Origin of the sequence: Microcoleus sp. D2_18a_D3, from assembly GCF_036702455.1 — a bacterium.
Taxonomy (GTDB): Bacteria; Cyanobacteriota; Cyanobacteriia; order Cyanobacteriales; family Microcoleaceae; genus Microcoleus.
In genome coordinates this window covers 1-26,447 of the sequence record NZ_JAUBTK010000097.1, presented here as the reverse complement: position 1 = coordinate 26,447, position 26,447 = coordinate 1, and the positions used below count along the sequence as shown (strand labels likewise).

Below are 26,447 nucleotides of genomic sequence, written 5' to 3'. Positions count from 1 at the left end.
TGTTCGGGGAAATCCTCAAAAGTATGGACTGTTAAAGCAGCCTGATAAAACTCGATCGCCCTCTCCAGATTATCCGCTCGCGAACCGTTGATTCTGTCACTGTAGGCATTAGCTAGGTTGTTTTGAGTCCTTGCCCATTTTTCGGGGAAAGCCTCAAAAGTATGGACTGTTAAAGCAGCCTGATAAAACTCGATCGCCCTCTCGATATTATCAGCCCGCAAACCGTTGATTCTGTATAAGTAGGCATTAGCTAGGTTGTATTGAGTCCCTGCCCATTGTTCGGGGAAATCCTCAAGGGTACGGACTGTTAAAGCAGCCTGAGAAAACTCGATCGCCCTCTCCAGATTATCCGCCCGCAAACCGTTGATTCTGTCACTGTAGGCATTAGCTAGGTTGTTTTGAGTCATTGCCCATTCTTCGGGGAAATCCTCAAAAGTATGGACTGTTAAAGCAGCCTGATAAAACTCGATCGCCCTCTCCAGATTATCCGCTCGCGAACCGTTGATTCTGTATAAGTAGGCATTAGCTAGGTTGTTTTGAGTTCCAGCATATTTTTCGCTCCCAGGTTGCCGATTGTTTAAAACTATTTGAAAACCAGTAATGGCAATTTCAATATTTTTCGCTCTATTGCCGCGCGGAAAGTCACTAATATGAATACTCAAATTTACAATAAGGCCGACAATGTGCTCAATTGCTTCGGGATGTTGGGCAATTAAATTGTCGGCTACTTGGTGTAAAGTCTCGGCAAAACGGAGATTGAGGAGATGTTGGCGCTGAGCCAGCATCGGGTAAATTACGGCAACACCACTATAGCTTTCTTCTGCTTGCAGTAATTCTAGGATAAAGTTTACATACTCTTGGGGATTTTCATCTTCAGAATTATCGCTATCTCCGTCATAGTTCATTCCCAAGAATTGCCCTAGCTGACTGGCCAAATTCCGTAAAAAATTAGCGTGATTTTCCTGTCCTTCCTCTGCCAGGTTGTCTGCTACTACCTCGCAAACTTGCAGAAACCCCGAATCTACCAATTCTAAGTTATCCTGTAAAATCTGCGGTTCCTCACCGTTGGGGCAAGTCAGGAGTGTCTCAATCAATTGCAGATAAGCTTGGGTGCGGGTTTCTTCCATTGTGGGGAGTTGTCAGTAACACAGATGTTTATTTACCATGATTCGTCGATGGGTGGCCAGAAACCGGATTTTTTCGAGAATATTTGATTACAGGCGAAGAGATGGGAAAAAACCCGGTTTCTAAATATTGTGAACCGCAGATGTCGGCGGATATACGCTGATGGACGCAGATGAATTTAGTCGATAGGGGCGGGTTTATTAGTTTGTTGGTTTTCGGCAATTATTGTGAGTAAAACCCGCCCGTACAGGATAAATGGTAAAAAACCGGGTTTCTTCTAATTTTGCGCTAATTCTGGCGGCCGCCCCATCAAACCGGTCATCAGCCGTAAGGCTAAAAACCTCACTGGCGGAATTGTCCGCAAACACCACAATCCGAAGCGGCGAAATGCCACCATTGGCAGCCAAGTATTGGAAAATAATCTGTCTAGAAAATCGGTAAATCCTAACACGATTAAATTCTCTTTTTTGCGCCAGTTGTGATACCGTTTCAATACTCGCAAGTCGCCGATGTCTTCGCCTTGTTGGTGCGCTTGCTGCAAGATTTGGGCGATCGCCCCTGCGTCTCGAATGCCCATATTTAATCCCTGGCCGCCGACGGGATGGCAGCAGTGGGCGGCGTCGCCAATTAGTGCTAATCTGGGCAAAACGTAGCGATCGCTCTGCATTAACTGCACCGGAAACAAAAAGCGATCGCTCTCCAATTCCAAACGCCCTAAAAGCCCGCCCGTGCGCTGTTCCAACAAAGTCAAAAACTCTGTTTCATCCATTTGTTGCAAAGCTTTTGCTTCCGCGTGGGGTGCTGTCCAAACTACTTGACAGCGGTTCCCCGGTAATGGTAAAACTCCCATCGGGCCGCTCGGCCAAAAGCGCTCAAAAGCGATATCATTGTGCGGTTTTTCTGCTTTAATAGTGATAGCAACGCAGGATTGCCAGTATTTCCAGCCGCGAGTGCTGATGTTGGCTTCGGTGCGGATGCGCGATCGCGAACCGTCGGCGGCGACTAATAATTTGGTGCGAATAGTCCGAGTTTCGCCGTTTTGTTTGACTTCTATTTCGGCGCAATGAGTTAAATATTTTACCTCCACTACTTCCGCCGGACAAACCCAACTAAAATTCGGGTTTTTTTCCAAACATTCCTGCAAAGCTGACAGCATGACTCCGTGCTCGCCAACGTAACCTAAAGCTGCTTTTGGTACGGGCAATTTGCCAGTATTTCCCAAATCCGGGCGGTGGAATTCGACGACGCCGGGATAGTCGCCGTCGCAGAGGCTAATTTGCTCGAAGGTGGTGATTTGCGGCAAGATTTGCTGCCACACGCCGATACCTTCTAAGATCATTCCTGATAGCAGGGTGATTGCATAGGCTTGTTTTTTGGCTGCGGCGGCGGCGGGGAGTTGGGTTTCAATTATTGCTATTTTTAAGCCGGAATCTTTTAAGGCGCTGGCTAAGGTGGCCCCGACTATGCCGCCTCCGACGATGGCTATGTCAAAGTCGAGTGTCGGTGTTTGCGTGGAGGCTGTGGTTGGAGAAAGTTGGTTTACAGGCATTTTCAAGGGATTTTGTCAAAGTTAATTGGATTGTTACTTTGTTATTGTAAAGAATTATTTCGATTTAGGGCGATCGAGCGACGGAGACGGGAGATGGGGAGACGGGGAGATGGGGAGATGGGGAGATGGGGAGATGGGGAGATGGGGAGACGGGGAGACAGAAACCCGGTTTCTTTGGATATTTCTCGTCACTCAACCCAAAACTCGTAGAAACCAGGTTTCTCGCCCCATGCGTGACGTTCAGAAATTAATGACTAATGATTCATGACTAATGACTAATGACTGATGACTAATGACTAATGACTAATGACTACTGACTACTGACTAATGACTACTAACTACTGACTAATGACTAATAACTAATGACTAATAACTAATGACTCATGACCATTTCCTTTGTGTTTTCCGTAGCCAGCGCTGATAGTTTCTGGCAAATGGGAATCTCGATGACAAACTCTGCACCGTCGCCGGGTGCGGAAATACACTGCAATTTGCCTCGGTGTTTTTCAACTATAATCTGATAGCTAATTGACAGTCCCAAGCCTGTACCTTTACCGACGGGTTTAGTAGTAAAAAATGGGTCGAACAACTTGCCAATAACTTCTTGATTGATTCCCATCCCGTTGTCTGCAATCCGAATTGTTACTGTGTCTGAATTCGCACTGGTGCTAATCCGAATTCGGTTGTGGTGAGAATATATCTCTTTTGAAGAATGAGTGCTGTTGTAATCTTCGAGGGCGTCTAGCGCATTTCCTAAAAGATTCATAAATACTTGATTGAGCTGACCTACATAGCACTCAACTTTTGGGAAGTTGCCGTATTCTTTGATAATCTCAATAGCGGGACGAAGTACATTAGCTTTGATCCGGTGCTGCAAAATTAGCAAAGTGCTTTCGATTCCTTCGTGAATATCTACTCGCTTCATCTGCGATTCGTCGAGTCTGGAAAAGTTGCGTAAGGATACAACTAAGTCGCGGATGCGATCGGCTCCTACTTTCATTGATTCCAAAATCTTCGTAAAGTCTTCCATTAAGTAATCAACTTCAATATCTTCGGCTGCTTCTACAATTTCCGGGACGGGATTTGGGTATTTCTCCTGGTAAAGATGGAGCAAACTGAGTAAGTCGGTGGCGTATTGGCTGGCGTGGGTGATGTTGCCGTAAATGAAGTTAATCGGATTGTTAATTTCGTGGGCGACGCCGGCGACTAGCTGCCCGAGAGAAGAGATTTTTTCGGTTTGGATTAGTTGAGTTTGTGCTTGGTGCAACTCTTGGAGAGCTTTTTCGAGCTCGGCTGCTTGCGATCGATACTGTCCCTCGGACTGCTTGAGTGCTTCCAAAACTTGGACGCGATCGCTAATATCGGTGTGAGTTCCCACCCACTCGCGAACGCTGCCGTCGGCTGCCAAAAGGGGGACGCCCCGTACCCAGAAGTGTCTGTAGCTGCCGTCTGCGGCTCGCAAGCGGTGCTCGACTTCGTAGAGACTTTTTGTTTCTATTGCCCGCATCCAAGCTTGTACTGTGCGATCGCGGTCTTCTGGGTGTACTGCTTGTATCCAGTTGTCCTTCTTTTCAAAGCTGATGCCCGTATAAGCTATCCAGTCAGGCTGAGGCCTGTCGAAGATTCCGTTAGCGTCTGTCATCCAAACCATCTGTGCGGTGGCCATTGCCAGCGATCGATATCTTTCCTCACTCAGGCGCACAAATTCTTCGGCTTGCCGGCTGGCTGTCACATCGCGCAAAATTGCTGTGAATATGATTTCCCCTGCCACTTCGAGTTTGGAAATAGAAGCTTCGGCGGGAAATTGCGTACCGTCTCGGCGGCAGGCGAAAATTTCTTTGCGGCTGCCCATTTTTCGGGCTTGTTTAACGCCGCCGCCGAAATTGCTGACGAGGAGACTGTGAGGGGTGGCAAAAGCTTCGGGCAACAGCAGGCTCAGGGATTGGCCGATCGCCTCAGCCGCCGTCCAGCCAAAAATCCGTTCTGCACCTTGGTTGAACAAGATAATTTTTTGCTCAGCATCCACGGAAATAATCGCGTCGTCGGCAATTTCTACAATGCCGGCGAAACGAGCTTGAGACAGTTGCAGGGCTTTTTCAGCGTGTTTGCGATCGCTGATGTCGCGGGCGATCGTCGAAATGTATGCGAGTTTGCCGCCCGGTGCGGAGTGGGAGATGATAACTTGGCTGACGGGAATTTCGAGTCCCGATGTTGACAGGAAGGTGGTTTCTCCGCTCCAAAAGCCTTCGGAAACAGCGGTGGCGATCGCTTGTTTCAAAGTGCTATAGTCTGACGCTGCCGTGAATTCTAGAACTTGTCGCTTGGATATATCTTCATTTTCGCCTATACCCACCATTTTTCTGCCGGCTTTGTTAATGTAAATGGCGCGTCCTTCGATGTTGTAAGTACCTACAAAATCCGGCGTTGCTTCCAGAATAGCTGCCAGACTTCTGTTGGCGATTTCGGCTTTTTTGCTTTCAGTAATATCCCGCGCGATGATAACTATACCGCTAATATTTCCTAGTCCGTCCCGGTAAGCACTTTTTGTAGAAAGAAATGTCCGCAAATTTCCTTTAACTGGCAGCTCTTCTTCGATCGCTTGCGTTGTTCCCGTTGTCATAATTGGGCGATCTGTTTTTCTAATTTTGCCGGCAATTTCCGGGTGAAATAACTCGCTGTCATCTCTGCCGATAATGTCGTCTACAGACTTGCCAATTATACTGGCTCCCGCAGCATTGAGCATCAGGTAACGGCCCTGAATATCTTTGACAAATAGGGCTGCTGGCGTACTATTGATGACGGCAAGCAACAGGTTGTAGTTTTTTTGAAGTGCCTGCTTAGTTGTTTTAGTGTCGAAAATTTGCTCCTGCAATTGCTCATTGGCGAGTTGCAGTTGCATCGTCCGTTTCTCAACTTGAGTTTCTAAGTCGGATTTAGCTTTCCTCAGTCCCAGTTCTGCTCGATAGCGCTTCCGGTCTGCGCTGCAAAGAGTTTTGGCATTCTGCCAAATCAGAACTGTAAAAATAATCACGTTCAATACGCTTAACAGCGATATCCCTACCTCCGGCGTGTAGGCTTGTAACCGCTCTCCCGATATGATGAAATAACCGACTAAAGGCGGGATAATGATTGCCCGTGGTAACAAGCGCCTCGCCATGATGCCGCCCGCGCGATCGCTCGTCATTACTGCGATCAATCCTCGCTCTGGACTGGCAAATAAAATGCCGAAGCTCAGCAACATAAATGCTGCCGAAGTGTGCAAAGCCATTCCTGTATTATTGCCAATTTGGTAAAATAAAGCTTTGTCGTAGAAATAGCCTATCAAACCCGTAAATGCAATTAAAAATGCTGAACAGCTTAAGATTTGAATCCGCAGGTATTTAGGCCGACGTTCTAACAGCAGCAGTAGGGCTGTTCCCAGCAATAAAAAAGCACCTGCAGTATTCGGTGCCATGCGTCCGGGTGTTCCGGTGATTGTCAATGTGTAACTTTCTTTAAATAGCAGTTGGTCGATGCCTAAGTCTAAATTAAAGCTATATTGAACTAGGGTTAATAGGCTAATTAATATAATTAAAAATGAGGAATAAAAAATTAAATTTTTGTATTTTTTTTGAGACTTTCTTGCTGTTAATTTGGCGCGCCGGCTCTGTTGGATGAATAGAGAAAACCCGCCCAAAATAAAGCAGACCGCAGTATTGGCTTTCATCGTCACGAGTCCGGGCAGAATGCTTTTTAACATTTGCAGATCGAATATCCAACCCAAAATGACTGTACAGCCGATCGCCATTACTGCAATACTCGCTTTTTTGGCAAAAGACTGGACAGTAGCCATTCGGGTTGAGGGCGTTTGCCGTTGTTGTGCTCGTTCAAAAACTTCCAATTTCTCGATCCCTCTAATTATTGGGTTTCTACGTATCTAAGGTAACAATAAACACTTTAGTGATATTGTTGCCCGCTATACAAAGCTGCTAATCATAAAATATGAATTATTTTATCTAACTTTAGATAGATAGTCAAATGAAGGTTGAAGGCTCTTATGTAGAAGGCATTCGGCAGAATTGACTAATTTTTTATGTGTAAATTTTAATAAAAAATTCCTTGTTCCTTGTTCGTTGTCCCTTCGATTTCGGAAATTGGCGCCCGATTCATCGGCAAGGCAGAGTGTTTTTACTCAGTACATCAAGGGATAATGGTAGCGGATGAATCACTCTGCAACACGATCGCTCGCATTGTAAATCGGCTGCTGTGGCTGTGGGAAATGCGGCACAACAATAAGACTCGGCGGTTGAAACCGCTACTAAACAAACAAAGTCCCAGCAGAGAGGGACTAAAGAGGGGATATTCAAGTCGGCTTTGGTAACTGTCAACTGACAACTCACAACAGTCAACTGTCAACTAACTCCCAAATTTTGAAGTGCTTCCAAAGCTTCGGTTGCTGAGGGGTAACGCTGGGGGAAAGCGTACAGCACCATCTTGTCTAAAACGCGAGCCAATTCCGGGGTGACAGTTGCATTTTTCTGCCAGATGAGATTGCCTAAATTATCAACTCGGAGTTGTTTCGGGCGCATCCCTGTCAAGGCTTGAATCCCGATGAGCCCGACAGCATAGATGTCGCTGCACTGTTTCGGGGAACCGATGGCTTGTTCGGGGGGAATGTAGTCTTGCTGAGTACCGCCGCGCGATTTTGTTTGACCGATGCTGTTGTGCGAGGTGTTGATTTCTTTAACGGCCCCAAAGTCAATTAATACAATTTTGTTATCAGATGTCCGCCTGATTAAGTTTTGAGGGTGAACGTCGCGGTGAATTACATCTTGTTTGTGAACGAATACAAGCACTTCCAAGATATCTTTCAACAAAGCAATAACCCGATCTTCTTCCCAAGGTTGACCTTCGATTAGTTCTTGATACAAGGGTTGCCCTTCGATGAATTGATAGACTAAATAAAAATATCCATCTTCTTCAAAGCGAGCTAACAATTCTGGTATCCGATCGTGTTGGCCCAATCGATATAAAACGCGCGTTTCTCGATCGAATAGGTGGCAGGTTCTCTCAGACTGGCTTTTCAGGCGCTTGACGAGGCACAAAGGTCGATCGGGCAAATTTTCATCTTCAGCCAGATAGGTATCGCTGTACTCCGTGTTCACCAAATGTTCTCTAATTCGGTAACGCATCCGCAGCAGCTTTTGCAACATCGGATCGACAGAATTAGCTGGTTGTGTGCCTTTTTGTACAGCTCTCATGATGCAGTCCCAAAGATTTGCTCCGACGACTCTTTCTTCTTGTCCAATAATTTCTGCTTGTCTCAGTACCTTGGTGAGGTCTTTCCACAAGTTATAGCCGACGTAGCGCCCCAGGTAGCCCACTGTGTACCCGCGGGCGATCGGATCGTTTTGCTGAATTTGTTGGTACGTCAAACCCCCTACAACGCCTCGAATTATCGACTGTTGCAACCGACTCAGGTGTTTTTCCGTTTGTTCGTATACCAGATTGTCCAAAAACAATATTGCTTCTTCTACTATCATAGCTTCATGTCTTAAGTTACTTGTACACGATCTGCACATCTTTTTCTCTAAAATAGCCACTTGCCAGGGATGAGGTACAGCTTTCCATTCACCAATTAGCCAGTACCCATTGCGTTGCAATCGGGCAACTGAAAACTGCTGTATTTAGCTTATACATGATTTAACTTTACTTTGATAGTTTGTCGAGTTATTTAAATATATTTTTACAAATATGACTTTTATGACTTTAAATTATGAATTTTATGTATTGACCTTAGAAGGAGTTTGGGTTATTATACAAATTAAATTTTTAAGGCAAGTTAATCTCTGATGCTTTTAAAAATATACCCGTTATAATCGCCCCGCTTAATGGGGGACAATACATCTGAAAGCGTTACGTGGTCTATCGCCAATCCAACGCCATGAATTCCAACGCTATCTGAGGCTTTTTGGAAGATATAACGCCGGCTCAACTTCCAAGCCGCAGCATATCGGTTCAGGAATTTTCATCATTTTCCATAGGTTTGTAGTGAGGGCGCAGAGTCTTATTCAATGGAGATTAAGGACTAAAGTCATTACTACAAACAACGTCACATTTCGGGAAAATTACAATTTTTTTAACTTATGTTAGGCATGAACACGAATCCTACCGCTCGCCCTTTTTTCATTCAACACCCAAAGGATCTCGCCACATCAGCATTTCTGGTTAACAACGACTTGCCCAACGGAGCGATCGATCCATTCAAGGTTTCTAGTTATAGTGCTGAATCTAGCTTGACTAATCTCCCAGCATTCAGCACCAACCAACAGACACAAACTGCGGATTTTATTGTACCTAATACCAGCCCTGGCTTCAGTTACTCTGTGAGCGATGCTCAACTCAAACCGCAGTCACAGTCAGCGAGCGCAAACATAGAGCCGCTAACGGGAACGATATCTGCCTCTCAGTTTAATTTCTCCGATTCAGATAACTCTCTTTTGACAGCTCGTAATGTTGTTGGCGTTCAGAACGGTAGCATCAGCTTAACTGAGTTCGTGGGGACAGGCGATCCCGATGATTTCTACCGATTCGATATCAACACTAATAGCAATTTTAGCCTGCGTCTCGACGGTTTGGCAGCGGATGCTGACGTAGACCTAATTCAAGATAGAAACCGCAACGGTGTAGTTGATTCTGGCGAAAGTATTGGCTACTCTCTTGAGAGTGGCATCGCCCCCGATGCGATTAATTTATCCTATCTGGCTCCAGGGACATACTATGTCCGAGTCTCTAGCTACTTAGGCTCTACCAATTACAACCTGACTCTTTCTGCAACACCTGTTCCTGTATTGCCCGATATTCCTACACCTAACGGTGCTTTTAATCGCAATTACGGCTATGGTTTAGTCAATGCAAATGCAGCAGTTACCCGCACCCTGAACCGATCAACTCTCTTCCCTGATGTTCCTAATTTGGGCGATAATAATTGGGGGCGAGACGCGATAAATGCGCCTGAAGTGTGGGATCAGAACATTACAGGAAATGGGATGGTTGTAGCTGTCATCGATACTGGTGTTGACTACAACCATCCCGACTTGGATAATAATATTTGGCAGAACGCTGATGAAATTGCGGACAATGGCATCGATGACGATCGCAACGGATTTATTGATGATATTCGGGGTTGGGATTTTCTGTATAATGACAACTACCCACTGGATCTGTCTCCCGATGGTCACGGGACTCATATAGCAGGTGCGATCGCGGCGGAACGAAATGATTTTGGTATCACAGGAGTTGCGCCCAATGCTAAGATTATGCCTGTCAGAGTGTTAGACACCTTTGGTTACGCCGAGTGGAGTAATCTTGCTGCTGGAATCCGGTATGCTGCTGATAATGGAGCAAATGTAATTAACGTCAGTATTGGAAATGAGTTTTACCCTTCCAACCTGGTGAATGACGCAATTGAGTATGCAAATAACAAAGGCTCTGTTGTGGCGATAGCAGCGGGAAATTCGGGTTTTAGCCAACCAGATTATCCAGCTCGTAATGCCGATCGCAGGGGAATTGCCGTGGGCAGTATTGATATAAACGGCCGGATGGCTGACACCTCGAACCGTGCGGGTTCCACACCTTTGGATTATGTAGTTGCTCCGGGAGTAGACATCTATTCTACAACTCCCTATAACACCTATGACACCCTAACTGGCACATCGATGGCAACGCCACACGTAGCGGGTGTAGCGGCTTTAGTTTTGAATGCCAATCCGACTTTAACTCCGGCTCAAGTTGAGTACATTTTGACAACAACAGCTAATCCAAATGGGTTGACTGTATAGCATCTATCGGGTAAATAAGATACACCTGGGTATTGATGTACCGATGCACTGGTGGTTCCTTCCCCTTCCCTGAATTGGGAATTGGTAAGCGCGTACCTCACGAGTCTTGAGAACCGCTATAGTGGGGGGAATTTACCTGTGGCATCGGTGTCAACCAAAACGAATCATTTGCTAAATCGCTTTTACTCAGAGGAGCATCATGTTTAAACTTGGAAAAACAACCCTCGCATTAATCACCGTATCGGTTGCAGTTTTGCAGCCAGCTTTTCGGGCTCGCGCACAAGAAACGAGCAGCGAATTCAGGCAACTACAAACCTTATTAGAAGCTAAGAAATGGGACGACGCCGATCGCGAAACCGTCTCTTTACTCCGCAACAACCCCACGTCTTGTCCGAACCTCCGCGCGATCGACCAATTGTGGATGCAATACAGCAATAATAAATACGGCTTCACTCCGCAGTTAGAGATTTGGCAACAGACGGGGAAGGGTTTAAATTGTCAAACTTGCGAAGAAGAAATTAAACAATTTAGCAAAAAGGTAGGATGGAAACTTGACTCGCGAGACACTGCTCTGCTAGGGGATTTTCCCGCTCAGTACCCAACTGTTGCTGCATTAGGTTGGCAAAGCTACGTTGGTAGAGATACAAGTTTTTTTGGCGATCGGCGTAATACATGGCAAGCGTCGAAAGTTCAAGGTTATAACTTGTTCTCTACTTTTGCTAATTGCGGCAAGTAAGTAGACAAACCTAAAAAAACAGAATACTCAGATACCCGACTTCTTAAAGAAGTCGGGTATCTAAAGCGCGAGGTCGTTTTACGTTCTTTTGCTTTCATACTTCTGCTTCTTTTAAAAAGCTGGTTTTGCTGAATACAGGTATGAATTAAAATTTTACCAATTGCTATGGGCCAAGTATGGTGAGTTTTGTAACGTTGGAGAAAAGTTTATTCATACCGTAAATCAGCAACGCCATTTATAGAACACAGGCAAGATGTCTGTTCCACAAATATAGAATAAGAAATAACAATCAACAGTCAACAGTCAACAGTCAACTACTTAATCTTATTTACATACCCCCACAAACTGTAATCGCGACTGAGCCAACCCCGGAAAAAAGCCATCTGAGTCGGATCTTCTTGCACCCGTTTGTAGCGGTAAATAATTCGTTCATTAATCATTTGCAACGCTGTATTTCTATTATTTGCCCCTTTCAGCGCTTCCTTGGTGCGAGCATCAAAAACTCCCGTTTGCGGCAATCCTAATGCTTGCTGAAGAAAGGTAATTGAGTTATTAATACCGAAATTAACGGCAGTGTCAAACATGACGATCGCCAAAGCCGGCTGCATCGTCCCCGAGAGGCTCGAATCCCAGTAATATTTATAAATTTCTAGGAGCTCTGCTTCCGACATCTGCGTCACGTCGAGAGGCGGAAGCCCACGACTGTAGCGGTAGGCGTTGTATTCCGTTTGCAAGACGCCCCGATAAGTTCTCCCGCCCTTATCGGCTGGGTGATTGCTGAATCCACCCTCAAAATAGAGGGTGAAATAAAGAGCAGTTTGAAATAATTTCTGCCGAAAGCTGGCTGTCTGCTGCTGCTGTGCGAAAGTCTTTTGGGCAAAGGGTAAGGGGATTGCTAAGGTTAACAAGAGTATCCCCAGCAGGAGGTTTGGTTTCCACTTGATGTTATGTTGGCGCTGTGTCGCTTGCTTGTCGCTCATAAATTCTCTGTGACGATCGCCCGTAGTTCCGCTAAAACTGCTACTCTGCAAAATAATATAGATTCAACCTTTAACTTGATAGCACAGATAGGCCGCCAAATGAATTCCGATTTTCCCAACCAATCCGAAACACCCCAATTTGAAGATGCTGCATCGCTGACAGTCGTTGCAGAAACCTATTACTCTCAAGGCAATTTAGCAGCAGCCGTCGCTGCTTGTCGCCGAGCTCTGGAATTGCAACCGGATTGGGCGGCGGCTTACGTGACAATGGGCAATGTGCAGCAAGCAAGCGGCCAAATTGAGGAAGCGATGCGGTTTTATTCCGAGGCGATCGCTCTGAATCCCGATTTTGCTGAGGCTTATGCTAATTTGGGCAGTATGCTCTACAAACAAGGGCATGTGGTGGAGGCGATTGTCAATTACGAAAAGGCGATCGAACTTAAACCAAATTTGGCTGCTGCTTACTGGAATTTGGCAGGGGCACTGAAGCAGCAGGGGCAGCAGGATGCAGCGCTAGCATACGAGCAAAAAGCTCTCGAACTCAATCCCCACCTTGCTCAGGTAGATTTTCACTTAAATTTAGGAGATAAATTAGCGCAGCAAGGGAAGTTAGATGAGGCGGTGGCTGCATGGCAGCAGGCGATCGCATTCAAACCCGATTTAGCCGAAGCATACTGTCAAATTGGCAGAGTTTTGCGCCACCAGGGTCAATTTAAAGACGCAATACCCAACCTTCAAAAAGCCCTAGAAATTAAACCAGATTTTATTTCTGCCCACCAACATTTGTGCGGCATCCTCAGAGATACTAGCAATTTAGCTGCCGCGCGGCAAGCCGTGCACCAATACAGCCAAATGTGTGCCGAAACAGATCCAATTATGACCGCGATTTACTTCATCAGCACCTATCAAGTGTCGGGATTAAATCAAATTGCGGGCGATCGATTTTTAGAGCTAGAGTCGTACTTGCAGCAAAACTTAGAAACCGCTAGCCCGGTGGAAATTAAATCGCTTTATGCAAACTTGTTATTCAGCACACCGTATGTGCGAGATGACTTGGCAGCCAACTCAAAACTTTACAGATTAATTGCCCAAAAGTATATCGACCAATGTATTAAACCTAATTTTTCTCAACCCGCCAATTACAGTTTCAAACCAAGTGCCCCATCCAGCAAGTTAAAAATCGGCTTTTTGTCCAATCACTTCAGCCGCCATTCAGTAGGTTGGTGCAGCGCTGACATCATTCGCGAATTGTCCGACATCACACCCAATGTGTATTTGTACGCTTCCGAAAGAATTGTTCCTGACGATCGCACTCAGAAATTTGAAAGTTGGGGCAAACTGACTTTTCCGACAACCTACCCGAACGGACTTGCCAATCCCGCAGAAATTATCGACAAAATTCAGCAAGATGAACTGGACGTTTTAGTCGATTTAGATTCTCTCAGCGTACCAGTTCACGCTGACATTCTCTACCAAAAACCCGCACCAGTTTGTGTTTCTTGGCTGGGATTTGACGCCCCTTACCTATCGCCGGAAAATTACTTTCTTACAGACTGGCACTCTCACCCAGCGGGACGGGAAAAATATTATGACGAGCAGCTAATTAGGATGCCGGATTCCTTTGTAGCGGTGTCCGGTTTTCAGAGATATGGAGTCGATCCCGTGGCATTGAGAAGGTCGCATCGGATCGGTTTGGATCAGATAGTTTACCTGTGCGTCGCTCCCGGCAGAAAATTCAATTACGAGTTGGTAAAAGCCCAAATTGCGATTCTCAAACAAGTGCCAAACAGTATCTTAATTCACAAAGCTTTAGGCGATGCTGCGGTGTTTGAGGCTGCATATCACCAAGCTTGCGAAGCTGAAAAAGTGAGCAAGCACCGAATTAAGTTTTTGCCAAGGTTTGCTACTGAGGAAGAACACAGAACTATCTATTTGCTGGCAGATGTGTTGTTAGATTGTTATCCTTACAACGGAGGAACTCACACTTTAGAGGCTTTGTGGTTTAATTTGCCAGTGGTGACTCGCACAGGAGAGCAGTTTTTGTCGAGAATGGGTTATTCGTTTTTGCAGGCTGTGGGAATTGAAACTGGTGTGGCTTTGTCTTGGTCGGAATATGTGGAAGTTGGTGTAAAATTGGGTAAAGAACGTGAATTGAGAAATGCAATTAAAGCACAGTTGGTGAAATCTAAAGATCCAGCCAATTTGTCGCCGCTGTGGAATCCGAAAAAGTTTGCTGGTGATATGTATGCGGTCTTGGAAAAATTATGTAAGATAGGATAAATGCTGGCTAGTGACTGCTGACTAATGACTGCTGACTAATGACTAATGACTAATGACTAATGACTGCTGACTAATGACTAATGACTACTGACTGATGACTAATGACTTCAACACTGCCAACTATTAAGTTTTTGAAACAGCCGACTTCGGAAGCTTGGGTGCAACAGGCGATCGCCCATTTGGATACAATCTTATTAGACCATTCTCACTGCGAGCGGAAAGCGGCGGGAGTAGCGTTAAATTTAATGTTTCGCTACCCAGCCCGAGAAAAATTGGTGAGGATGCTAACGGCGATCGCCCGCGAAGAATTAGAGCATTTCGAGCAAGTCAACCAGCGGTTAGAAAAGCGCGGCATTGCTTTAGGCCCTTTGGCCGCACCTCCCTACGGTGCCGGTTTGTCCGCCCAAATTCGCAAACAGGAACCGGAGAGACTTTTGGATTCTTTGTTGGTTTCTGGTTTGATAGAAGCACGCAGTCACGAACGGTTGGGGCTGCTGGGCGATCGCTGTCCCGACGCGGAATTAGCTAAGTTTTACCGCAGTTTGATGGCTTCGGAAGCGCGCCATTACGGGGTATATTGGATTTTGGCAACAACTTATTTCGATCGCACTCTTGTGATTGACAGGCTGGAGGAATTATCATTAGTAGAGAGCGAGTTGCTGGCCATTCTTCATCCCGAACCGAGAATTCACAGTTAAAAGCTAGGTGCACTTAAAGACTGTAAAACACAAAAAATTAGTAATTTTACAGTTGCTAAAGTCAAAAAATAAATCTACGTTGCAACAACCAATGAAAACCCAACATCTGGATTTTTTAATTCGTTCCTGGGAAACGCGCGATCGCGCTGAGGCGTTCTATTTAATTAGGGATGTTTTAGCAGAATACGGTTTAAAATGCGAACCTCACGGGGCAGATCGAGATGTCTATGATGTAGAACTACATTATCATAATCAAGGCGGCGAATTTTGGGTAGTTGAACGGCAGGGTAAAATAGTGGGTACGGCGGCTTATTATCCGATTGAGCGCGGAAATAATGCTGTGGAAATTCGCAAAATGTATATTTTGCCAGCAGCAAGAAGACAAGGTTTGGGGAAATTTTTACTGCAAGAATTGGAAAGTAAAATTATCGCTCGCGGCTTTGAGGAAATTTGGATTGAAACTGCTAGCATTCTCAAAGAAGCTGTGAAAATGTACGAAAATAGCGGATATCTACCGACAACTGGTGTGGAGACGCCAAGGTGCGATCGGGTTTACGTAAAATCTCTAAGTATAAAAAAACTATAATTACTAAAAATTACACGCTAAGTTTAATTTATTTTCTGCTGCAGAGGAATCTCGATCGCAAATTCGGAACCTTCTCCCAATACAGAATTGCAAGAAAGCTTGCCGCCGTGTTTTTCTACTATAATAGAGTGCGAAATCGCCAATCCTAAGCCAGTTCCTTTGCCAATGGGTTTAGTAGTGAAAAACGGGTCAAACAAGCGCTTTTGCACATCTTCGCTCATCCCGGGGCCGCTGTCAGCTATCCATATGGCAACGCTGTTATTGTCGGTTACTTGGGTGCGAATCGTAATTGCGAGATTTTTGGCGGTGCGATTGGATTCCTTTATCTCCATTTCCAAGGCGTCTAGCGCATTGCTCAACAAATTCATAAATACTTGATTTAACTGACCGGGATAACATTCAACTAAAGGCAAATTACCGTATTCTTTGATCACATTAATTGTCGGGTGATCGGCTTTATGTTTCAGGCGGTTTTGCAAAATCAGCAGCGTGCTTTCGATGCCTTCGTGAATGTCAACTTGTTTCTTTTCGGCTTCGTCAAGTCTTGAGAAAGTCCGCAGGCTCAAAACTATGTCGCGGATGCGATCGGCTCCGAATTTCATAGAGGCTAAAATTTTCGGTAAATCTTCAATAAGATAATCAATTTCAAAGTCTTCCCTTGCCTCTACAATTCTGGCGCTAGGCTGGGGGTATTCCTTCTGGTAAAGTCGCAGCATTTTTAGCAAGTTTTGAGTGTACTCGCTGGTGTAGCTAAGATTGCCGTAGATAAAATTAACTGGGTTGTTAATTTCGTGGGCGACACCTGCTACTAACTGTCCCAAACTTGACATTTTTTCACTTTGAATTAATTGAGTTTGGGTGCGTTGGAGTTCGCGCAAAGTTTCTTCTAGCTGTTGAGTTTGAGCTTGAGCTAATCGGGCCGCTGTGCGCGTTTGGGTGTAGAGTTCGGCGTGGTCGATCGCGATCGCAATTTGAGCGACCACCGCTTGCATCAGTTCGACTTCCGATTCGCTCCAATTTCGCATGGACAGGGTTTGATAGCAGGTAATCACCCCAATATCGCCGGCAGCAGTATGAATTGGCAGCGACAGCACGGATTGAAATTTTGAAGCCTGGAAAACTTCGCGCAATTCTACATCTTCAAAAGTGCTGACATCATCAATTCGCAGAATTTCTCGTCGCAAAATCTGTCGCACTGCGAGACTAGATTTGTAGTCTACAGGATAAGTGCCGAGTATACTCGGCAAATCTGCATTCTTCGCTTCGTAAGTTACGTCCCAAAGCGGAGGATTGGTGTTGGGGCGATACCAAGTGAAGATGCACCAATCTAGGTGCATCAGATTGCGAATTTCTTGAACTGCGGTTGCTAAAATTGTGTCTAAATCTAAAGAAGTACGGATTTGGTTGGCAATTTGATTGAGCAGTAATTCTCGCTGAGCTTGTTGTCTGAGCGCTTCTTCCGATCGCACTAAAGTTTCTTCTGCAAGTTTGCGATCCGTTAAATCTTGGATAACTGCTTGGATAATTTTTTCATTTCCCACCTCGATGACTGTCAGCACCACTTCGGCGGGAAAATCAGTACCGTCTAAGCGCTGATGAACCCAATCAAAACGGTGCTTTCCCCGCTCAAAGGCGATGGCTATCATGTCGTGGGCCATGCTCAAAGAATCTTTGCCGTTGGGTTGGAAAGGAGGCGAGAGTGTGCCAGGGTTTTGGCAGTACAACTGTTGCGCCGCGGTGCAGCCGAATAGTTGTAGGGTGGCTGTGTTGGCATCGGTGATGGCATTGTCACATAACATAAAAACAGGCAAACTGGTTAATTCGTAGAGCGATCGAAATTTAGCTTCCGACTGCTGCAATGCGGCTTCTGTTTGCTTGCGATCGGTAATGTCGGCAACCATTGCCAAAGCGCCCACATAGCGTCCCTGTTTGTCTGCCAAGGAATTAGTAGAAACCATCGCCCACAAGTTCCTGCCGTCTCGGCGACGGAACTTAAAATCGAGCTGTTCGCGAATTCCTTCACGGCGGCGTTTGAGACTGATTTGTGCGAGTGCCCTGCCTTCTGCATCCATGAAAGCAAATAGCGACTGTCCGATCATTTCCTCTGGAGTGCAGCCGAGCAGATCGGCCATTTTTTGGTTGACAAAAGTAGTTTTACCATCCGTATCTATCATCCAAATTCCTTCGTCTGCTGTCTCGACAATGCACCTGTATTTGTCCTCGCTTTCCCTGAGCGCTTCTTCTGCTAATTGGCGAGCCGTAATGTTTTGAGTCATTAGCAATCCGCCGATAATTTCTTGCCGTTCGTTTCTGACTGGCAAAGTATAACCGAGGTAGATGCGATCGCTGTAAATAAATTCTGTAACAACTGTTTCTCCTGCCAGTGCCGCCCGATAATTTGGCTCGACAGCAGCGCAAAAATCTGGCTCGAATACTTCCCAGATTGTCTTGCCTTCCATCAATTCTTTGGAAAGCCCCACGGCGGCTAATTCTGTACCTTCTACCAGCGTGTAGCGCATTTCTCGATCGAACAACATCACCGCACCGTTAGGAAAGTTGCTTGCCATAGTGCGGTAAAGCTGTTCGCTTTTTTGCAGCGCAGCTTCTGCTTGTTTGCGATCGCTAATGTCAATTACAACTGCACCGATGCCGAGAGCCTCCCCATCTTTGTCTAGCAGGGGAAAATAAGAGCCTGTCAGGTGTCGGACAAACCCCGGCTTTCTTGGATTGTCACCACTGATCTCGATATTAATTAAGGGTTGTTTTGTCCTCAAAATTTGTTCGTACAAAGGCTCTATTATTGGAGCCATATTCGGCAATATTTCGCGTACAGTCTTGCCGATGTGATCGGCTGGAGTCAGGCAATTTATTTCGGCTAGAAATTGATTAATTTGCACGTACCGCAGTTGGGAGTCCAAAATGCAAAGTCCCGCCGGCGCTTCCTTCAAAAAGGCATCAAATAGTGCTTGTCTCTGTGCTAATTCTTGTTCTAAAGCTTTGCAAATGCTGAGATCTGTTAAATAGCCAATCGTCCCGACAACTTCTCCCCTGTTGTCTTTCAATAGCGAAAGCATCAGGTGTGAGGAAAATTTTTCTCCCGATTTACGGCGTGTTATAACTTCTATTTCATGCTCGCCTTTTTTGTGTAGCGGTTTGAGGACTTGCTCTAACAAAAATTCGTGCTGTTCAGGCGGGTAAATTAGAGAAATGTGTTGTCCGATAGCCTCAGTTTCTTGATAGCCGTATAACTTTTGAGCGGCTTGATTCCAAAGGGTGATCGAGCCGTCCATATCTGTAGCCATCACCGACTCGTGAAATTGGTCGATAATTTGACTTTGGAGACGCAATTTTTCTTGAGCCTGTTCCAGTTCGGCGGTTTTTTCTGCGAGTAGTTTCTGAGTTTTTTCCAGTTCGGCAGTCTGCTTTGCCAGCAATTTTTCCAGATGTGAATTGCTGTGCGGCGGCGCTGATTCCAGCGGTTCGCTATTTTCTTGCCCAGGATTAAAAATTTCTTCAGCACTCAGCCAAATCGCGCACTCTCCCCCTGTTTCAATTGTCCGTTCGGAAACTCGCACGGGTACGAGATGGTTATTTTTATGTTTGTATGCTGCTTCGCACAGGTGCGTATGGCTATTTTTTACTTGACTTTCTAGATATTTTTCTCGGCCCGCGCACTGCGTTTGCTGAATTTCCCAGTAGTTGAGGTGAAGAGTTTCTGCAACTGTGCGGCCGATAATACTTGCAAAAGCTGGATTTACGTCGAGAAAAGTCCCGTCCGTCCGGCACAAGGCCAGCCCGATCGGGCACAGTTCTAACAATTGGCAGTTGCAGCGATCGCCCTGGGCTTTTCCTAACTGGCTTTGCATTTGACCTAGAGGGACTTGGGTTATTTAATTATATCTTTTTACCTTGTTTATTGGTGTGACTTTTCTCCTTCATTAAGCAAGAGAGAAGAAGGAAGTTCGGCAACGGATTGTATAACGGATGTAACGGATGGATGCTGAGGTTCGAGGGAAGAAGGAAGAGGTTGGAGGTTGGAGGTTCGAGGGAAGTTCGGCAACGATCCCTGTACGGGATTTAACGGATGGATGTCGAGGGAAGAGACAGGATGGGGAAACAAAAATGAGTAATAATCAACGGGGAGGAGGAAAGAGGGAATGAGAAGAAACCAGAAAAATCACAAAAGAAGAAGTACAAAACTGGTACAAAGACCATTAATTTATACATGGTATCTTCCCTTCTTCCTTCTTCCTTCTTCCTTCTTCCTTCTTCCTTCTTCCTTCTTCCTTCAATTAATCGCGGGCAATACCTTCGGATCGGGCAGCCAACTGCACTGCACCGGCGACAGCAATGGCAACTCTTTCGTCAAAAACAGATGGTATAATGTGCTCTTTGTCAAGCTGAGAAGGGCTGACTAAAGAGGCGATCGCATAAGCTGCTTCCAAATACATACTGGGCGTAATCGTGGTTGCTTTGCAGTCCAAAGCACCTCGAAATATCCCCGGAAATGCCAAAACATTGTTAATTTGATTCGGGTAATCGCTGCGTCCGGTTGCTATGATCGCCGCATCTTCCATAATTAATTCTGGCTGAATTTCAGGAATGGGATTTGCCATTGCAAAAACAATGGGATTTTCGGCCATCGAACGCACCATCGAACGGGTGACTACGCCGGGGGCGCTGACGCCTAAAAATACATCGGCACCGGCGATCGCATCTTCCAAAGTACCGCTCGAAGCGACGGCAAATTCTAGTTTTTCTGGGTTCATATCCGTGCGGTCTTCGGAGAGAACGCCTTTGGAGTCGCACATGATGATGTTTTGGGCACCTGCTTTACGCAGCAATCGGGCGATCGCGACTCCGGCCGCACCGGCTCCGTTAATCACGATACAGACTTCGGCGATGGTTTTTTTGACAAGTTTCAAGGCATTAATTAATGCTGCCAAACTGACAATTGCAGTGCCGTGCTGGTCGTCGTGAAAAATCGGAATATCTAAGGTTTCTCGCAATCTTGCTTCGATTTCAAAGCAGCGGGGAGAAGAAATATCTTCGAGGTTAACGCCGCCAAAAACCGGGGCGATATTCTGCACTGTGCGAATAATTTCGTCGGTATCTTGGGTGTTCAAACAGATAGGAAAGGCGTCAATACCTGCAAATTCTTTAAATAGCATGGCTTTGCCTTCCATGACTGGCAGTGCGGCGGCAGGGCCGAGGTTTCCCAGTCCCAAAACTGCGCTACCGTCGGTAACAATGGCAACAGTATTTTGTTTGATTGTGAGGTTATAAACTTGTTGCGGGTCATTGGCGATCGCAGTGCAGATGCGGCCGACTCCAGGGGTGTATGCCATTGCCAAATCCGACTGGCGTTTGAGGGAAATTTTGCTAACTACGCTGATTTTTCCGCCGCGGTGCAAGTTGAAAGTGCGATCGTACACGTCGATCACTCTGATATCTGGCAGTCCTTTCACTGCTTGCACTATTTCTTCATTGTGCTCGAGGCTGGAGGCATCGACGGTGATATCACGAACGGTAGTGGCACGGGTTTGCTCGATCAAGTCGATTTGACCGAAGTTGCCGCCGACAGATGCGATCGCACTGGTGACTCTTGCCAGCATTCCCGGCTGGTTCGGCAGAGCAACCCGAATTGTTAAACTAAAGCTGGGATTTGGTGTCAGTTTTACCATGATGCCTTGATTTCAGATTTAAGAATTTCAATCTTAGATTTTATCGCCAATGTTAGGCATAAAATTTAATAATTCAATTTTTCAACTAAAATTTTTAACAAATTCTATGAGCCTGTGGTACGATCGCTCTGCACTGCCAGGGGTTTCCCTGGAAAACTGCTCTTTTTTTGAGTAAAGCTTTGCTCTGTTTCTAGCTGGTGACTCTCCCACAAACAACTTATTTTCTGTCAATTTCTCAGCGAACCGCGAATATGAAGCGCGGGGGTAGAAACCGGGTTTTTGAGGTCAACCTGCGGAACTCTTATCTGTTTTTGAGAATATTTCTGCTTATTCTGAACATCAGCAGATATTTCGCAAAAATCTATTTTCCAGCGATACCGCCTAATTCCTGCTACTGTCTTTTGAAGCGAGACACTCAGGAGACTTGATGCGGCTTTTTGATTTCCTTTATTGGGAATGTAAAAAGTAGATGCACGGCTGTTTGAGCCGGCAGGTAAAAATCTGAGCGACTGACAAGCGGGCCTTTGATATATATTTTGTCTGCTTGTTTAACACTTGCCAAGGATTGCGAGTGCAACCTTGCACACGCTCTAAATTACCTGCACGCTTTGCCCGATAATTCCAGGGACTGTAACTAACAGACAATCTACCCCGCGCCACCACGGGCACAGCTTGGGCCGAACCGTGTTGAGTTGCTGGTTGCTAACTGTCAATTTTACCGATCGCTCGCAGCATCGGCCCATATAATGGTAAAGAATTTGCAAGCCAGACAATCTGGGGGAACTTTTTCTAAGTCTTGCATATCTACCGGTTGCTCTGCTTCGCTGCCGGGGGGAACTATGCACAGGGCAACTTGTCCGACTCCAGCCATGAGTTCGGCAACTCGCTCCAAAATACTGTCCATTTTGTCAATTAGTTGCTCTGCTGCATCCAGACTCGGCGCGATGATGAAAAAGGTTTTGACTCCATCGGGACAAGGGGCAAAGCCGAGGGTACACTCTCGTAATAGTGCTTGGGTGGAGAGACTGAAACCGTCGTAGAAGCGATCGATTACTGCTTGATAAAAGGCTTGGGTCAGAGAGCGATCGCCAAAAATAGGTTGAGATAACATAACTACTTCCTTTCGTAGGATTTTTGGGTGCATTGAAAAAATTTTAACATACCTTAATGTAAGCGATTTAACAAAATGATCTAGCGATCGAGATCATTGGCTAGATGTGATAATTTTTAATTTGTGTAGCGATCGCAACTGTGATAAAATGTACTCTGTGCTATTACGGTCAGCGATTTTGATCGCATCACCAGCTCAAAGCTAAGTACAAAATTTCCTAGTAGGTGAGGAGAGGGGGAGAGGGGCAGAGCGAGAGAACCAGAGGGAAATTACGTAAGTAGTAAGAGTATTATTGGCAAAAAGTGCTTAATCTAGAGTTTAAAATAAACATCCAATCAAAATATTAAACATGAACTCGATCGCCCAACAGTTAAAAGCAAAATTTGAAAAAGCATTCACCGCTGCATTCGGCGAAAGTTATGCAGGTGCAGATCCGATGCTAGCCGCCGCCAGCAATCCCAACTTTGGCGACTTTCAGTGCAACGCGGCGATGAGTTTGGGGAAAAAGTTAGGAAAGCCGCCACGGGCGATCGCCTCGACAATTATCGAAAACCTAGATATTACTGACATTTGCGAAACCCCAGAAATCGCCGGGCCCGGTTTTATCAATTTGAAGCTCAAACCGGCTTATTTGGAAGCGCAAATTAGTGAGATCGCCGCCGACTCGCGTTTGGGGATTGAATCGGCGAAAACGCCTCAGACAATCGCGATCGACTTTTCGAGTCCGAATATAGCCAAAGAAATGCACGTCGGACACTTGCGATCGACAATCATCGGAGATGCGATCGCCCGCACCCTTGAATTTCAAGGCCACGACGTACTCAGAATCAACCACATCGGCGACTGGGGCACCCAATTCGGAATGCTGATCGCATACTTGCGCGAAGTTCACCCCGAAGCCCTCACAACCGCTGACGCCCTAGACTTAGGCGATTTAGTCGCATTTTACCGCCAAGCAAAACAGCGCTTCGACACAGACGAAACCTTCAAAGAAACCGCCCGCCAAGAAGTAGTAAAACTGCAAGCAGGCGCCGAAGACACCCGCCGCGCTTGGAAATTGCTGTGCGATCAATCGCGCCGCGAATTTCAAGTAATCTACGACTTGCTCGATATCCAATTAACCGAACGCGGCGAATCGTTTTACAATCCATTATTGCCCGCAGTAGTCGAAGATTTAACCAACTTAGGTTTGTTAGTAGAAAGTGACGGCGCGAAATGCGTTTTTGTAGACGGTTTCACCAACAAAGAAGGCGAACCACTCCCGCTAATCGTGCAGAAAACCGACGGTGGCTACAACTACGCCACAACAGATTTAGCAGCAGTGCGCTACCGCATCCACAAAGACAATGCAAAGCGCTTAATTTACGTCACCGATTCGGGACAAGCCAACCATTTTGCCCAAGTATTTGCAGTCGCGAGAAAAGCCGGTTGGATTCCTGAAGATGTCGAAATTGTACACATTCCCTTCGGTTTGGTATTGGGAGAAGACGGCAAAAAACTCAAAACTCGTTCTGGGGAAACGGTGCGGTTGCAGGATTTGTTAGATGAGGCGATCGTCCGCACGCGCCAAGATTTGGAAGAGAGATTAAAAACAGAGGAAAGACAGGAAACGGAGGAATTCATTGCTAACGTATCTCGAACAATTGGTTTGAGTGCAGTTAAGTATGCCGATTTAAGTCAAAATCGTGCCAGCAACTATATTTTCAGTTACGACAAAATGCTCGCATTGCAAGGAAATACCGCTCCATATATGCTGTATGCTTATGTGCGCGTCCAGGGGATTCGCCGCAAAGGTGAGATTAATTTTGATAATTTAGATGCTGGTGCAAAAGTGATTTTGCAATCCGATGCCGAGTTGGTATTGGCCAAGCATTTATTGCAGTTGAATGAAGTTGTGAATGCTGTTGGCGGCGATTTGTTGCCGAATCGAATTTGTCAGTATTTGTTTGAATTGAGTCAAAAGTTCAATCAATTTTTTGAGCAATGTCCGGTTTTGAAAGCTGAGGAACCGTTGCGGACTTCGCGGTTGATTTTGTGCGATTTGACGGCGAGGACTTTGAAGTTGGGTTTGGAGTTGTTGGGGATTCAGGTGTTGGAGAGGATGTAAGCGGTAACGTGTGCGGGGCGCGCACCCTACATTATTTAGTTGCGGTGCGCCGAAGCGCACCCTACATTATTTAGTTGCGGTGCGCCCCTTTCTCCAATTAAGTTTAGTGCATTGTTTCCAACTTTCTAAGATGTCTTGAAACATCTTTTCCGCCATCGGGCGATCGTTGCGATCTCTCACAAAAATTTCCAAGTTTCGCGCGGATTTTAGTTAAGTTTAATATTTTTTTAACACAAGTATTCCCTGGGTAACAAACTTATAGTAAATTTACAATTTATCGGGGAATGCACAGCCATTACCTATTAATGCCTCATCAATAAGAAAAATTAAAAACATGAACGAAACAAAAGTTTTCGGAATGCCAGCAGAAAAAGGCCGCTGGTTGTTCGTTCCGCTGGGAATCACGGTCTTGCTTTGTCTGGGTACAGTTTATTCTTGGAGTATCTTTAGAAAGCCGCTAGAAAAGCAGCTTGGTATCGGTGCAACGGATAGTTTATTGCCGTTTACCGTATTGTTAGTAGTTTTTGCCATACTGATGCCAATTACCGGCTTTTTTATCGATCGATACGGTTCTCGCACCGTGACCGCAGTCGGCGGCGTCGTGACGGGAATCGGCTATATTTTATCGGCATTTGCACCTAATATTACTGTCCTGGTACTCACCTATGGAGTTATCGCCGGTGCCGGGGTGGGAATTGCTTACGGCGTACCGCTAGCAGTAGCAGCCAAGTGGTTTCCCGATAAAAAAGGATTGGCAGTTGGGCTAACAGTAATCGGGTTTGGTTTGTCGCCTTTAATTACCGCACCGATTGCCAAATATTTAATTGATACCTATCAAATACCGCAAACATTTCTGATTTTAGGCATCGCTTTTACCGTCATTATTTTGGCAATTTCGACCGCTTTGAAAATGCCGCCAACTGGATGGACGCCTGCGGGATTTGCGGCCGCCCGATCTGGAACAGCGGTAAATAGCCAGATCGCACCGATGATGAAATCTCCCGCATTTTACGGGCTGTGGGTGTGCTACACAATTGGCACGCTGGTGGGATTGGGCGCGATCGGAATTTCTTCTCCCGTGGCCCAGGAAATTATTAAATTAGACGCGGGAACGGCTGCGGCAACGGTTTCTCTGTTTGCCATATTTAACGGTATGGGGCGTCCGCTGTTTGGTTGGATAACCGATCGATTTAAGCCAAAATATGCCGCGATCGCCGACTACATTCTCATCTTAATCGCATCGATTATGATGACTCAGGCTGGCGAAGGACAAGTCGCAACTTATATCATTGCGTTTTGTTTGTTCTGGCTGTCGTTAGGAGGATGGCTGGCGATCGCGCCCACGGCCACTTTAACTTTATTCGACCCCACAGACTACGCGAAAAACTACGGCATTGTGTATACAGCCTACGGAGTTGGAGCGTTTTTCGGTACAATTGCTGCGGGGAAAATTCGCGATACTTTTGGCAGCTATACCAACGCTTTTTACCTTACGGCAATTCTTGCGGTTGTTGGCATCATCACCGCCGTGTTTGCGCTGAAGCCAGCGGTTAAAATTGCAGCCGAAGCCGATGTTTCTTAATCGGGACTTACGCACCCACGATCGAAGAAACCGGGTTTTTTAGGAAAATATGGGATTTGAGCCGTGAATATCGGTGAAAAACCCGGTTTCTCGGCTTTACCAATTTTCTAAGGAATGAGAATTAAATAACTTCCACTCTTGAAAGTGGGATGGGCGTCCCGCCCGTCCAAAAAGGACGGGCGGGAGGCC

At 45.9% G+C, this 26,447-nt stretch carries 16 protein-coding genes; 8 read left to right on the top strand and 8 right to left on the bottom strand.

Annotated elements, in window-relative coordinates; translation table 11 throughout:
- The 3 genes from QUB06_RS29635 to QUB06_RS29625 all read right to left on the bottom strand — a co-directional run.
- Window positions 1–1,127: tetratricopeptide repeat protein (locus tag QUB06_RS29635; protein WP_333438317.1), on the bottom strand; the 1,127-nt coding region annotated here is incomplete at its 3' end.
- Window positions 1,128–1,402: 275 nt separating this feature from the next.
- Window positions 1,403–2,674: an FAD-dependent hydroxylase gene (locus QUB06_RS29630; RefSeq protein ID WP_333438316.1), complete on the bottom strand. Its 1,272-nt coding sequence runs from the start codon at window positions 2,672–2,674 to the stop codon at window positions 1,403–1,405.
- Between the two features lie 373 nt (window positions 2,675–3,047).
- Entirely contained in the window at window positions 3,048–6,506 is a 3,459-nt protein-coding gene (locus QUB06_RS29625; RefSeq protein WP_333438315.1) for a PAS domain S-box protein, read from the bottom strand.
- Window positions 6,507–6,779: 273 nt separating this feature from the next.
- Between QUB06_RS29625 and QUB06_RS29620 the strand changes: the two genes are divergently transcribed.
- The gene (locus QUB06_RS29620) at window positions 6,780–7,034 is read left to right on the top strand and encodes a hypothetical protein (RefSeq protein WP_333438314.1); all 255 of its coding nucleotides are present in this window, start codon (window positions 6,780–6,782) and stop codon (window positions 7,032–7,034) included.
- 31 nt (window positions 7,035–7,065) lie between these two features.
- Here QUB06_RS29620 and QUB06_RS29615 read toward each other — a convergent pair whose 3' ends face one another.
- Entirely contained in the window at window positions 7,066–8,196 is a 1,131-nt protein-coding gene (locus QUB06_RS29615) for a serine/threonine-protein kinase (protein WP_333438313.1), read from the bottom strand.
- Between the two features lie 603 nt (window positions 8,197–8,799).
- Here QUB06_RS29615 and QUB06_RS29610 point away from each other — a divergent pair.
- Window positions 8,800–10,494: a S8 family serine peptidase gene (locus tag QUB06_RS29610; protein ID WP_333438312.1), complete on the top strand. Its 1,695-nt coding sequence runs from the start codon at window positions 8,800–8,802 to the stop codon at window positions 10,492–10,494.
- 199 nt (window positions 10,495–10,693) lie between these two features.
- On the top strand, window positions 10,694–11,230 hold the full coding sequence (locus tag QUB06_RS29605; protein ID WP_333438311.1) for a GUN4 domain-containing protein: 537 nt from the start codon (window positions 10,694–10,696) through the stop codon (window positions 11,228–11,230).
- Between the two features lie 314 nt (window positions 11,231–11,544).
- On the opposite strand, the gene QUB06_RS29600 is transcribed toward QUB06_RS29605, so the two are convergent.
- On the bottom strand, window positions 11,545–12,210 hold the full coding sequence (locus tag QUB06_RS29600) for a glycosyl hydrolase 108 family protein (RefSeq protein ID WP_333292558.1): 666 nt from the start codon (window positions 12,208–12,210) through the stop codon (window positions 11,545–11,547).
- A gap of 99 nt (window positions 12,211–12,309) precedes the next feature.
- Here QUB06_RS29600 and QUB06_RS29595 point away from each other — a divergent pair, with 99 nt between their 5' ends.
- The 3 genes from QUB06_RS29595 (at window position 12,310) to QUB06_RS29585 (ending at window position 15,774) form a co-directional block, all read left to right on the top strand.
- Window positions 12,310–14,490 (top strand): tetratricopeptide repeat protein, encoded by a 2,181-nt coding sequence (locus QUB06_RS29595; RefSeq protein ID WP_333438310.1) that lies wholly within the window; start codon window positions 12,310–12,312, stop codon window positions 14,488–14,490.
- Window positions 14,491–14,591: 101 nt separating this feature from the next.
- The gene (locus QUB06_RS29590) at window positions 14,592–15,188 is read left to right on the top strand and encodes a tRNA isopentenyl-2-thiomethyl-A-37 hydroxylase MiaE (protein WP_333438309.1); all 597 of its coding nucleotides are present in this window, start codon (window positions 14,592–14,594) and stop codon (window positions 15,186–15,188) included.
- Between the two features lie 91 nt (window positions 15,189–15,279).
- Complete coding sequence (locus QUB06_RS29585) at window positions 15,280–15,774, top strand: GNAT family N-acetyltransferase (protein ID WP_333438308.1); 495 nt, start codon at window positions 15,280–15,282, stop codon at window positions 15,772–15,774.
- Between the two features lie 23 nt (window positions 15,775–15,797).
- Here the strand turns inward: QUB06_RS29585 and QUB06_RS29580 are convergent, their stop codons facing one another.
- From QUB06_RS29580 to QUB06_RS29570, 3 genes are all read right to left on the bottom strand, one after another.
- The gene (locus QUB06_RS29580; protein ID WP_333438307.1) at window positions 15,798–19,640 is read right to left on the bottom strand and encodes a PAS domain S-box protein; all 3,843 of its coding nucleotides are present in this window, start codon (window positions 19,638–19,640) and stop codon (window positions 15,798–15,800) included.
- Between the two features lie 426 nt (window positions 19,641–20,066).
- The gene (locus QUB06_RS29575) at window positions 20,067–21,458 is read right to left on the bottom strand and encodes a malic enzyme-like NAD(P)-binding protein (protein WP_333438306.1); all 1,392 of its coding nucleotides are present in this window, start codon (window positions 21,456–21,458) and stop codon (window positions 20,067–20,069) included.
- A gap of 715 nt (window positions 21,459–22,173) precedes the next feature.
- Window positions 22,174–22,569, bottom strand: coding sequence for a hypothetical protein (locus tag QUB06_RS29570; protein WP_333438305.1), 396 nt, complete (start codon window positions 22,567–22,569; stop codon window positions 22,174–22,176).
- Between the two features lie 349 nt (window positions 22,570–22,918).
- On the opposite strand from QUB06_RS29570, the gene argS reads away from it, so the two are divergent.
- Both argS and QUB06_RS29560 read left to right on the top strand, forming a co-directional pair.
- Complete coding sequence (argS, locus tag QUB06_RS29565) at window positions 22,919–24,676, top strand: arginine--tRNA ligase (protein WP_333438304.1); 1,758 nt, start codon at window positions 22,919–22,921, stop codon at window positions 24,674–24,676.
- Window positions 24,677–25,010: 334 nt separating this feature from the next.
- Entirely contained in the window at window positions 25,011–26,258 is a 1,248-nt protein-coding gene (locus tag QUB06_RS29560; RefSeq protein ID WP_333438303.1) for an L-lactate MFS transporter, read from the top strand.
- The last annotated feature ends 189 nt before the right edge of the window (window positions 26,259–26,447 follow it).

What these genes read in the sequence shown, in the direction of transcription:
- QUB06_RS29630 (WP_333438316.1), bottom strand. Translation starts at nt 2,674, where the DNA reads ATGCCTGTAAACCAACTTTCTCCAACCACAGCCTCCACGCAAACACCG.
- QUB06_RS29625 (WP_333438315.1), bottom strand. Translation starts at nt 6,506, where the DNA reads ATGGCTACTGTCCAGTCTTTTGCCAAAAAAGCGAGTATTGCAGTAATG.
- QUB06_RS29615 (WP_333438313.1), bottom strand. Translation starts at nt 8,196, where the DNA reads ATGATAGTAGAAGAAGCAATATTGTTTTTGGACAATCTGGTATACGAA.
- QUB06_RS29610 (WP_333438312.1), top strand. Translation starts at nt 8,800, where the DNA reads ATGTTAGGCATGAACACGAATCCTACCGCTCGCCCTTTTTTCATTCAA.
- QUB06_RS29605 (WP_333438311.1), top strand. Translation starts at nt 10,694, where the DNA reads ATGTTTAAACTTGGAAAAACAACCCTCGCATTAATCACCGTATCGGTT.
- QUB06_RS29600 (WP_333292558.1), bottom strand. Translation starts at nt 12,210, where the DNA reads ATGAGCGACAAGCAAGCGACACAGCGCCAACATAACATCAAGTGGAAA.
- QUB06_RS29595 (WP_333438310.1), top strand. Translation starts at nt 12,310, where the DNA reads ATGAATTCCGATTTTCCCAACCAATCCGAAACACCCCAATTTGAAGAT.
- QUB06_RS29590 (WP_333438309.1), top strand. Translation starts at nt 14,592, where the DNA reads ATGACTTCAACACTGCCAACTATTAAGTTTTTGAAACAGCCGACTTCG.
- QUB06_RS29585 (WP_333438308.1), top strand. Translation starts at nt 15,280, where the DNA reads ATGAAAACCCAACATCTGGATTTTTTAATTCGTTCCTGGGAAACGCGC.
- QUB06_RS29580 (WP_333438307.1), bottom strand. Translation starts at nt 19,640, where the DNA reads ATGCAAAGCCAGTTAGGAAAAGCCCAGGGCGATCGCTGCAACTGCCAA.
- QUB06_RS29575 (WP_333438306.1), bottom strand. Translation starts at nt 21,458, where the DNA reads ATGGTAAAACTGACACCAAATCCCAGCTTTAGTTTAACAATTCGGGTT.
- QUB06_RS29570 (WP_333438305.1), bottom strand. Translation starts at nt 22,569, where the DNA reads ATGTTATCTCAACCTATTTTTGGCGATCGCTCTCTGACCCAAGCCTTT.
- argS (WP_333438304.1), top strand. Translation starts at nt 22,919, where the DNA reads ATGAACTCGATCGCCCAACAGTTAAAAGCAAAATTTGAAAAAGCATTC.
- QUB06_RS29560 (WP_333438303.1), top strand. Translation starts at nt 25,011, where the DNA reads ATGAACGAAACAAAAGTTTTCGGAATGCCAGCAGAAAAAGGCCGCTGG.